9 protein-coding genes are annotated in these 9,341 nt (G+C 73.8%); 3 read left to right on the top strand and 6 right to left on the bottom strand.

Features of this window, described 5'->3' with window-relative positions; translation table 11 throughout:
- Nucleotides 1-107: 107 nt before the first annotated feature.
- Genes RNC47_RS26025 through RNC47_RS26035 form a run of 3 tightly spaced genes read left to right on the top strand, consistent with a single transcriptional unit; the run spans nt 108 to nt 1,919 of the window.
- The gene (locus RNC47_RS26025; protein ID WP_311602078.1) at nt 108-1,064 is read left to right on the top strand and encodes a Bug family tripartite tricarboxylate transporter substrate binding protein; all 957 of its coding nucleotides are present in this window, start codon (nt 108-110) and stop codon (nt 1,062-1,064) included.
- Between the two features lie 55 nt (nt 1,065-1,119).
- Complete coding sequence (locus tag RNC47_RS26030; RefSeq protein WP_311602080.1) at nt 1,120-1,698, top strand: hypothetical protein; 579 nt, start codon at nt 1,120-1,122, stop codon at nt 1,696-1,698.
- Nucleotides 1,653-1,919: an Imm49 family immunity protein gene (locus tag RNC47_RS26035; RefSeq protein WP_311602082.1), complete on the top strand. Its 267-nt coding sequence runs from the start codon at nt 1,653-1,655 to the stop codon at nt 1,917-1,919. Before RNC47_RS26030 ends, RNC47_RS26035 begins: the two co-directional genes overlap by 46 nt.
- 20 nt (nt 1,920-1,939) lie before the next feature.
- On the opposite strand, the gene RNC47_RS26040 is transcribed toward RNC47_RS26035, so the two are convergent.
- The 6 genes from RNC47_RS26040 to RNC47_RS26065 all read right to left on the bottom strand — a co-directional run bounded on the left by RNC47_RS26040 (nt 1,940) and on the right by RNC47_RS26065 (nt 9,112).
- Nucleotides 1,940-2,860: an oxidoreductase gene (locus tag RNC47_RS26040; RefSeq protein ID WP_311602083.1), complete on the bottom strand. Its 921-nt coding sequence runs from the start codon at nt 2,858-2,860 to the stop codon at nt 1,940-1,942.
- Between the two features lie 52 nt (nt 2,861-2,912).
- Nucleotides 2,913-5,273 carry a beta-xylosidase/alpha-l-arabinosidase gene (locus RNC47_RS26045; RefSeq protein WP_311602085.1) on the bottom strand — a complete coding sequence of 787 codons (2,361 nt, stop codon included), beginning with the start codon at nt 5,271-5,273 and terminating at the stop codon, nt 2,913-2,915.
- A 49-nt stretch (nt 5,274-5,322) separates the two neighbouring features.
- Complete coding sequence (locus RNC47_RS26050) at nt 5,323-6,234, bottom strand: carbohydrate ABC transporter permease (protein ID WP_394814882.1); 912 nt, start codon at nt 6,232-6,234, stop codon at nt 5,323-5,325.
- Nucleotides 6,231-7,145 carry a carbohydrate ABC transporter permease gene (locus tag RNC47_RS26055; protein ID WP_311602087.1) on the bottom strand — a complete coding sequence of 305 codons (915 nt, stop codon included), beginning with the start codon at nt 7,143-7,145 and terminating at the stop codon, nt 6,231-6,233. The genes RNC47_RS26050 and RNC47_RS26055 overlap by 4 nt, the downstream gene beginning before the upstream one ends.
- Before the next feature lie 11 nt (nt 7,146-7,156).
- Nucleotides 7,157-8,464: an extracellular solute-binding protein gene (locus RNC47_RS26060; RefSeq protein ID WP_311602090.1), complete on the bottom strand. Its 1,308-nt coding sequence runs from the start codon at nt 8,462-8,464 to the stop codon at nt 7,157-7,159.
- A gap of 381 nt (nt 8,465-8,845) precedes the next feature.
- Nucleotides 8,846-9,112: a hypothetical protein gene (locus RNC47_RS26065; protein ID WP_311602091.1), complete on the bottom strand. Its 267-nt coding sequence runs from the start codon at nt 9,110-9,112 to the stop codon at nt 8,846-8,848.
- Nucleotides 9,113-9,341: the final 229 nt, after the last annotated feature.

Consider the following 9,341-nt stretch of genomic DNA (forward strand, 5'->3'; position numbering starts at 1 on the left):
ACCACCTCCTCTCGCCGCTCTCGACCGGACCCTACGCGCGGCCCTGTCCATCCGACCCGTCGCGAGGTACGTTACGCCGAGTGAAGCCCGTTCCGATATCCCCCGCGATGCTGCCAAACCGGGCGCGGGTCACCGCGCTGCTGGCCGTCCCGGGCCTGCTGCTCGCCGGCTGCGCGGCCGGTCCGAGCGACAGGCGGCTGCGGGTGATGGTGCCCACGGTGGCGGGCGGCGGCTACGACTTCACCGCCCGCACGCTGGCGATCACGCTGCGCGAGTCCGGGCTCGCCGGCGAGGTCGAGGTGTTCAACCTCACCGGCGGCATGGGCACGGTCGCCCTGACCCGCCTGGTCCACGAGTCGGGCAACGACGAGCTGCTGCTGCAGATGGGCCTCGGCCTGGTCGGCAGCCTGCACACCGGCTCGCCGCCGGTGCGGATCGGCGACGCCACGCCGCTGGCCAGGCTCGTCGACGAGCCGGGCACCATCGTGGTCGCGGCCTCCTCGCCGTACCGCACCTTCGACGAACTGCTGGTCGACTGGCGGCGCGGCCGCCTCACCGCCGGCATCGGCTCGCTGCCCGGCGGCCCCGACTACCTGGCGCTGATGCTGACCGCCGACGCCGTGGGCCTGCCGCCCGACGCGGTCACCTTCGACCAGTACGACGGCGGCGGCGGACTGCTGGCCGCGCTGCTCAGCGGCCAGGCCGACGTGATCGTCAGCGGCCTCGGCGAGCTCCGCCACGCGGTCGCGGCCGGCGAACTCCGCGTGCTCGCGGTCACCGGCCCGCGCCGGGTGACCGGTCTCGACGCGCCGACGCTGCGGGAGTGCGGCTACGACGTCGAGGTGACCAACTGGCGCGGGCTGCTCGCCCCGCCGGGCCTCGCCCAGGACCGGCTGAACCGGCTCCGCGACCTGATCGAGCGGCTCCACGGGCGCCGCGAGTGGCGGTCCGCGCTGCGCGAGAACGGGTGGGGCGACGCGTACCTCCCGGGCGCGGCGTTCGGCGACTTCCTCGCCTCGGAGACCCGGCGGGTCGGGGCGCTGCTCGACCGTTTCGCCGCGTGAGGCCCCCGGTCTCCCTGGGCATGACGACGATCAACAGGCCCGTAGGGTCGGGGTGATGACCCACGACAGCGCTCCGGCACCACCGGACTCCCCCAACCACGAACTGTCCATGCTGACCGCCGCCCAGGCGGCGTACCTGCGGGCGCTGGCCGCGCCCCGGCTCGACGCGGACCGCGTCACCTCCCTGCGGAACCTCGGGTTCCTGTGCCGCCGGGAACCGGAGAGCCGCTGGCCGGAGCTGGTGGCGGCGCACTTCGCCGCCCTGCGGGAGGCCAGCCAGGGCGGCGAGAGCGCCGAAGAACTGCTGCGCGGCACGCACGCCCGGCTGCTGCCGGCCGACGCCCTCACCCCCGAGCTCGCGGACGCGATGCGCTACGCGCGCGTGGTGGCCGACGGGCTGGTCCTCGTCCACGCCCTCGACGGACCCACCTCGGTGCGCGTCCTCACCGACCGGGACGTGGAGCGCGCCGGGCTCGGGGAACTGGACGAGGCCGGCTTCGCGAACCTGCTGCGGGTGCCCGTCGAGCACCGGGAGGTGACCGTCGAGCGTGGCGTGCCGCTGCACTCGCTGGGGCGCCTGGGGAGTTCGTGGACCGGATCGACTACCAGCCGGCCGCGCTCTTCCGCCGGCTGATCACCGGCGACCACGCCGCCTTCGGCGCGGCGCTCGCCGAGGCGCTCGCGCATCACGGCGCCTACTGGGGCGGTTCGGCGGCGCCCCGCGCCCGGGTGGCGCTCGGCCCGCTGGCGATGGCGAGCCTGGCCCACGAGCGCGGGTTCCCCGTCGACCCTAAGCAGCCGTACCTCCCGACGTACCTCGTGAACGGCGAGCGCGTGGAGGTCGTCCCCGACTGACGGCCGGATCTCCGAACCCGCTAGGGGATCTCGAAACGGATGCCCGTCAGCTCCTCGGAGGCGGCCCACAGCCGCTCGCCCATCGCGTCGTTCCTGGTCCAGGCCGCCCGCCAGGGCCCGCCCGGGCCGCCGCGCAGGGTGCGGGCGCCCAGGACGCTGGGCCCGGTGAACGAGTCCGGCGCGACGCGCGGCGCGGTCGCGGCGTACAGCAGCGGGGTGGCGCCCACCTCGGGCGGGGCCGCGACCAGCCGGTTGAGCAGCCCCGCCGCCCGCTCCTGGAAGGCGCTGCCGGCCAGCCGCGGTCCCTTGGCCTGGAGCTCCGTCGCCGCGTACCCGGGGTGCACGGCGGCCGCCAGCACGTCGTGGCCGCGCAGCCGGCGCGCCAGCTCGTGGGTGAACAGCAGGTTGGCCGACTTGGACCGCGCGTACGCGATCCAGGGCCGGTACCGGCGCTCGGAGTTGAGGTCTCGCAGGTCGATGTTGGACATCAGGTGCGCCAGGCTGGAGACGACCACGACCCGCGCGCCCGGGGTCTCCAGCAGCCGGTGCGCCAGCAGCCCGGTCAGCGCGAAGTGCCCCAGGTGGTTGACGCCGAACTGGGTCTCGAAGCCGTCCGCCGTCCGGGAGAACGGGATGGCCATCAGCCCCGCGTTGTTGATCAGCACGTCGAGCCGCCGCTCGCCCCAGTCGCCGGCGAAGGCCCGCACCGACGCCAGGTCGGCCAGGTCGAGCAGCCGCAGTTCGGCCCGCGCCTCGGGGACCTCGCCGAGCAGCCGCTCCAGAGCCGCCTGGCCCCGCTGCTGGCTGCGGCAGGCCAGCACCACCCGGGCGCCGCGGCGCGCCAGCTCGCGCGCCACGACAAAGCCCAGCCCGCTGTTGGCGCCGGTGACCACCGCGGTGCGGCCCTTGAGATCGGGGATGTCGCGCACGGTCCAGCCCATGCGCCAAGCGTAGGCCGCGCCGCGGTGTCGTGCGATACGAGTCAACCCCCGGTCACGTGCGCGGATTGTCCGCCGGGCTGTCCGCCGGGTCCGCTCCCGTATCCACCGGCGTCACGGTGACGGGGCAGCGCAGCCGCCGGTCGCGGCCGACGACGCGCTCGGGACCGGTCAGCGTCAACGGCAGCCGGTGCCTGATGTCGGCGCTCGACGCCGCCAGCCGCAGCTCCAGCGCGCCCGGGTCCACGACCCGCCGCCCGGGGGCCACCGTGTACGCGGCCAGGTCGGCGTGGAAGCCGAACCGCACCTCGGCCGTCCGGCCCGGCGCGAGATCCACCCGCGCGTAGCCGATCAGCCGGTTCACCGGGCGCGCGGTCCTGGCCACCGGGTCGTGCAGATAGAGCTGGACGACCTCGGTGCCGGCGCGCTCGCCCGTGTTGGTGACGGTCAGCCGCACCTCGGCCCCGGCGTCGGTGGCCACCGCCTCGGCGTCGACCGTGGCGTCGGCCCACGCGAACTCCGTGTACGACAGGCCGTGCCCGAAGGGGTAGCGGGGCGTCGGGTCGACGGAGCTCGCCTCGCCCGGCTGGCCGAGCGGCGGCGCCAGGTACGACCACGGCTGGCCGCCCGGGTGCTCCGGCACGCCCACCGGCAGCCGGCCCGACGGGTCGACCCGGCCCGAGAGCACCCCGGCCACCGCGCCGCCGCCCTCCTCGCCGGGGAAGAATGCCTGGACGCAGGCGGCGAGCCGGTCGGCCCAGCGGCCGAGCGCGTACGGCCGGCCGGTGAGCAGCACCAGCACCACCGGCACGCCGGTGGCCAGCGCCGCGTCCACCACGGCGCCCTGCCCGTCCGGCAGTTCGAGGTCCGCGGCGTCGCACCCCTCGCCCGAGGTGCCGCGCCCGAAGAGGCCCGAGCGGTCGGCGACCACCACCACGCACACCTCGGCGCCCGCCGCCTCCTCGGGGGTGTCGACGCGGCTGATCTCGGCCTCGGGCAGTTCCGCGCGCAACCCGTCGAGCAGCGTGGGGAGTTCGACGCCCAGCGGCAGCCCGGGGTGCTGGGCGCCGGCGTGCCGGGGAAAGGTGTAGCAGCCGAGCATCGCCGCCGGGTCGTCGGCCAGCGGGCCGAGCACCGCGATCCGCGCGCGGGGCGGCAGCGGCAGCGCGCCGCCCTCGTTGGCCAGCAGCACCACCGACTCCTCGGCGAGACGCCGCGCCACCGCCCGCATCGCCGGCGGGTCCAGGTCGACCCGGTCCGCCCCGTCGGCGAGCGCGGACGGCTCGCCCGACCAGTCGTGGTCCAGCAGGCCGAGCTGTGCCTTCTGCGTCAGCACCCGCAGCACCGAGCGGTCCACCAGCTCCTCGGCCACCTCGCCCGACCTGATCGCCTTCAACAGCGGTTCCCCGTAGCAGCGCCCGGCGGGCAGCTCGACGTCGACGCCGGCCGCGAGCGCCAACACCGCCGCCTCGGCCGACGAGCCGGCCACGCCGTGGCTCAACTCCAGGAAGGAGACGCCGAAGTAGTCCGAGACCACGACGCCGTCGAAGCCCAACTCCTCGCGCAGCAGCCGGGTCAGCAGCTCCGGGTCCGCGGTCGCCGGCACCCCGTCCAGGTCGTTGTAGGCGGCCATCACCGAGCGGGCGCCGCCCTCGCGCAGCGCCATCTCGAACGGCGGCAGGATGACGTCGGCCAGCTCGCGCGGCCCGATGGAGACCGGCGCGTGGTTGCGGGCGCCGCGCGAAGCCGAGTAGCCGGCGAAGTGCTTGAGGGTGGCGACGATCCCACTCGACTCCAGGCCCCGCACGTAGCCGGCGCCGATGGTGGCCACCAGGTACGGGTCCTCGCCGATCGACTCCTCGGTGCGGCCCCAACGCGGGTCGCGCACCACGTCGAGCACCGGGGAGAGCCCCTGGTGGACGCCGACCGACCGCATCGAGATCCCGATCAGCCGGGCCGCCTCCTCCACCAACTCGGGGTCGAACGACGCGCCCCAGGCCAGGGGCGTCGGGAAGATGGCGGCCTGCCAGGCGTTGAACCCGGTCAGGCACTCCTCGTGCGCGATGGCCGGCACCCCGAACCGGTTGCCCGCCGCGATCCTGCGCTGGTCCTCGGCCAACGTCCGCGCCCGCTCGGTCGGGTCGACCGGACCGGTGCCGAACGGCCGCGTGAGGTGCCCGAGTCCATGCACCACGACCGAACGAGGGTCGGGCGTCGAGGAGTTGATCTCGTGCTGGCGTGGGGCGACGTCGGCGTCGTCCTCTCCGGTGGTCTCCTCCGAGTCGGGCCAGATGCCGACCAGTTGGGCGAGCTTCTCCTCCAGGGTCATCCGGGAGAGCAACTCGGCCGCGCGGGCCTCTGGGGGCAGGGACGGGTCCTGCCACGGGCGTTCGGAGTGGTGGCTGTGCTCGGGCATGAGGCTCCTTCTGTAGCCCTCGGGTCCGCTGGGCGGCGGTCGGCGCGGGTTACTTGCCGCCGACGCCCATCAGGCCGTTGATCAACTGCCGTCGGGCGAAGAGGTATGCGGTGAAGATCGGCACGATGGAGAGCACGACGGCCGAGAGCAGGGCGGGGATGTCCGCCCGGTACTCGCCGATGTAGTCGTAGAGGCCGAGCGTCAGCACCCGGTTCTCCTGGGACTGGGTGAGGATCAGCGGGAACAGGAAGCCGTTCCACGCGCCGAGCGCCGAGAACACCCCGACCGTGGAGATCCCGGCCCGGGACATCGGCACCACCAGCTGCAGCAGGATCCTGGTCTGGCTGGCGCCGTCCAGCGCCATCGACTCGTACAGCTCCTCGTCGATGTCGCGCATCGTGCCCACCAGGATCAGCACGCTGACGGGCAGCGAGAACGCGGCCGTCGGCAGGATCACGGCCAGCAGCGTGTCGTACAGCTCGAGCCTGGTGATGATCCAGTAGATCGGGATGATCACGGCCTGGGACGGGATGGCCAGGCCGAGCAGGAAGAGCTGGAAGGCCCGCCGGGAGATCGCGGAGCGGTTGCGCACCACCGTGTAGGCGACCGTGACCGACAGCACGACGGCGATCGTGGCGCAGGAGACCGTCACCACCAGGGTGTTGAGCAGGTAGCGCGGGAACTCGCCCTCCAGGACCCGCTGGTAGCTGTCCAGCGACGGGTTGGTGGGCAGCGAGAGCGGCCCGTTCTCCAGGTAGGAGGCACGGTCCTGGAGGGTGGACATCACCAGCACGTACAGCGGGACCACCACGATGCCCAACCACAGCAACGCGGCGAAGCCGGCCGGGTAGTTGGCCCTCGGCAGCCGCCGCCGCGGCGCGCGCCGCGGGCCCGCCGCGGGCGGCTCCCGGTGTGGCTCGGGCCGCCGCTTCGCGACGGTCTCGGCGTGGGTCTGCGTCACAGCCCCTCCCTGGTGCTCTGCATCCTGGTGAACCCGGTCAGCCGCACCAGCAGCAGCGACACGGCGGTGGCGATGATCACCAGGGTGGCGGCGATGGCGCTGGCGTAGCCCAGCTCGAAGGTGCGGAACCCCTCCTCGTACATCAGGAAGGGCAGGATCCTGGTGGCGTCGCCCGGACCGCCGTTGGTGAGGATCAGCACGGTGTCGAAGTAGGTCAGCGCGCCGACCACCATCAGCACGGACGAGGTGATGATCGTGTTGCGCAGCTGCGGCAGCGTGATGGAGAAGAACTGCCGCACGGTGCCGGCGCCGTCGATGGACGCCGCGTCGTAGAGCGAACGCGGGATCTGCCGGGCGCCGCCCTGGTAGATCAGCGTGTGGAACGGGACGAACTGCCAGCTGGCCACGAAGACGATGGCGATGAACGCGCCGCGCGACGAGCCGAGCAGGTCGGCGGTCTCCAGGTCGAACCACTCGGCGACGTCCGCGGCCAGCCCGAGGTTCGGGTCGAACAGCGTGCGCCACAGCAGCGCCAACGCCACCGAGGACGCCAGCAGCGGCAGGAAGAAGATCGCGGACAGCACGGCCCGGTAACGCTGCCGGCCGGCCGCCCACACGCCGAGCAGCAGCGCGATCGGGGTCTGCACGGCCCAGGTGAACACGGTCAGCAGCACGCTCAGCCAGATGGCGTTGCGCATGCCGTCGTCGTTCCACAGCCGGGTCCAGTTGTCGAAGCCGATCCACGAGGGGCTGGCCAGGCCGTCCCAGTCGGTGAACGACAGGTAGGCGACCAGCACCATGGGCGCGGCGGCGAAGACGAGGAAGAACAACACGCCCGGGATCGCCCAGGCGAGGCCTGGGCGACCGGCGTGCGGGACGATGGCGGAGTCCCGCGCGGATTGGCGACTCATTCGACGACCGCCTAGATGTCCTGCATCGCGTCGACGAACTCCTGCGCCGACAGGTCGCCGCCGAAGAGCTGCTCGATGTTGTCCATCATCGGTGTGGACTGCGAGGCCGGCAGGGCCTGGTCCCAGGAGAGCGTGAAGTCCGAGGCGCCTGTGACCATGTCGTACTGGAAGTGCGCGAACTCCGGGTTGCTGTGGCTGTCCAGCAGCGCCTCCGCGTTGGCGGTGGTGGGGACGTCGCCGTTGTCGATCAGCGCCTGCGCGTACTCCTCGCTGGCCATCAGCGACAGGAACTCGACGGCCGCGTCCAGGCGTTCGCCCTCGACGTCGGAGTGAACCGACCAGTAGTTCGTCGGGTTGCCGACCACGGCCGAGGGATCGCCGGCGCCACCTTCGATGGCCGGGAAGGCGGCGAAGGCCAGGTCGTTCTCGGTGAACTCCGGCTGCTGCGCGAGCTGGTTGGCGTACTCCCAGGAGCCCATCAGGTGCATGGCCGCCTCGCCCTGGGCGAAGAACGTGGAGGCGCCGTCCGTGGTGTACCGCACCGAGCGGTAGTTGTTGCCGAACGCCCCCGCGTCCACCAGCTCGGTCACCCGCTCGGCCGCCGCCAGCACGGCCGGGTCACCCCAGGCGGCGGAGTCACCGCCCCGGATCCGCGCGAACACCTCGGCGCCGCCCTCCCGGTCCAGCAGGTACTCGAGCCACATCAGCTCGGTCCACGGGTCGCCGCCGGCCAGCACGGCCGGGGTGATGTCGCGCTCGGTGAACGTGTCCACCAGACCCATCAGGTCGTCCCAGGACACGGGCGGCTCCACGCCTGCCTCCTCGAACAGCGTCTGGTTGTAGAACAGGATCACCGGCTGCACGCCGCGCATCGGAACCCCGTAGATCCGCCCGTCGATCCCGCCCGCCTCCAGGATCGACGGGATGAACGCGCCGTTCAGCCCCGGCTCCTCGGCGATGATGTCCGTGAGGTCGACCAGCATGTCCTGCTCGACGAAGTCGGAGATGCTGCCGCCGCCCCAGTTGAAGAAGATGTCCGGCGCGTTGGAACCGCCCATCGCGGTGCGCATCCGGTCCTGGTAGTTCTCGCCCGGGATCTGGGTCAGGTTGATGTCGATGTCGGAGCTCTCGTTGAAGCGCTCGACGAACTCCTCCTGGATCACGGTCGACCCGTCCTGGTACACCCACACCTCGAGACCGTCCCCACCACCACGCCCCGCCGGCCCACTGCTCCCACAGGCCGCCAGGGCGCTCATCGACAGGACGCCGGCCGCCACGGCCGTGAGGTGACGTATTCGCCGGCTGCTAAGGCTTTGCATCGTCGCACACCTTCCGGAAACTCGCCGAAAATTATCGGATCAAGTGCCGAAGCAACGTACGACCCGCCGGGCACGCGGTCAAGCCCTCGCGCCCTGGCGGGCGGAACGCCCCGAAGGGACCTGTGGTGGCTGTTTGTTGGGTGTCTGCCGGTTCGGGCGATACGTCCACGCCCTGGCGGGCCCAGCGCCCGCGCCTCGCGGCGCGGTGTGGCCGCGGCGGGGGTGCGGGTGCGGGTGCGCTGAGCGGCCGCGCCGCGGCGCCCAGCGCCGGGCTGCCGCCCGGCGGCACAGCGCTCAGCCCGCGCGCAGCGCGCGCCACACTGCCCGGGGGTGCGTGCGGCCCGGGGGCCCGGGTGCGCTGAGCGGCTGCGCCGCGAAGCGTCAGGCGCGTGCCCCTGCCTTGCCGGCCATGCCGCGCCGCCGCTTGGCGGCGGAGCCGCCTGGGGCGCGCGCAGCGCCGGCCGCCCGCCCGGCGGTGCGGTCGCCGGGGACGCGCTCGGGCTGCGCGCAGCGCACGCCGCGCTCCCGGGGCGCGCGCTGGGCGGCTGCGCCGCCGAGTGTCAGGCGTGCCCCTGCCGCGCCGGCCTTGCCGCGCCGCCGTTCGGCGGTGCGGTCGCCGGGGACGCGCTCGGGCTGCGCGCAGCGCACGCCGCGCTCCCGGGGCGCGCGCTGGGCGGCTGCGCCGCGAAGCGTCAGGCGCGTGCTCCGGCTTCCGCTGGCCATGCCGCGGCGCCGCTCGGCGGCGGAGCCGGCTGGGGCGCGCGCAGCGCGTGTCGGGGCGGATGGGCGGGGCTGATGCAGCCCGGCGGCGGAGCCGCCGGGCATGCCGGGCCGGCGAACCCACCGCAGGCGGGCATCGCCCGCGCGGAGCGCGCAG

It is taken from the genome of Streptomyces millisiae (genome assembly GCF_031845425.1).
GTDB classification, from domain to species: Bacteria; Actinomycetota; Actinomycetes; order Streptomycetales; family Streptomycetaceae; genus Streptomyces; species Streptomyces millisiae.

Coding starts and splice junctions, on each gene's coding strand:
- RNC47_RS26025 (WP_311602078.1), top strand. CDS start 108: ATGCTGCCAAACCGGGCGCGGGTCACCGCGCTGCTGGCCGTCCCGGGC.
- RNC47_RS26030 (WP_311602080.1), top strand. CDS start 1,120: ATGACCCACGACAGCGCTCCGGCACCACCGGACTCCCCCAACCACGAA.
- RNC47_RS26040 (WP_311602083.1), bottom strand. CDS start 2,860: ATGGGCTGGACCGTGCGCGACATCCCCGATCTCAAGGGCCGCACCGCG.
- RNC47_RS26045 (WP_311602085.1), bottom strand. CDS start 5,273: ATGCCCGAGCACAGCCACCACTCCGAACGCCCGTGGCAGGACCCGTCC.
- RNC47_RS26055 (WP_311602087.1), bottom strand. CDS start 7,145: ATGAGTCGCCAATCCGCGCGGGACTCCGCCATCGTCCCGCACGCCGGT.
- RNC47_RS26060 (WP_311602090.1), bottom strand. CDS start 8,464: ATGCAAAGCCTTAGCAGCCGGCGAATACGTCACCTCACGGCCGTGGCG.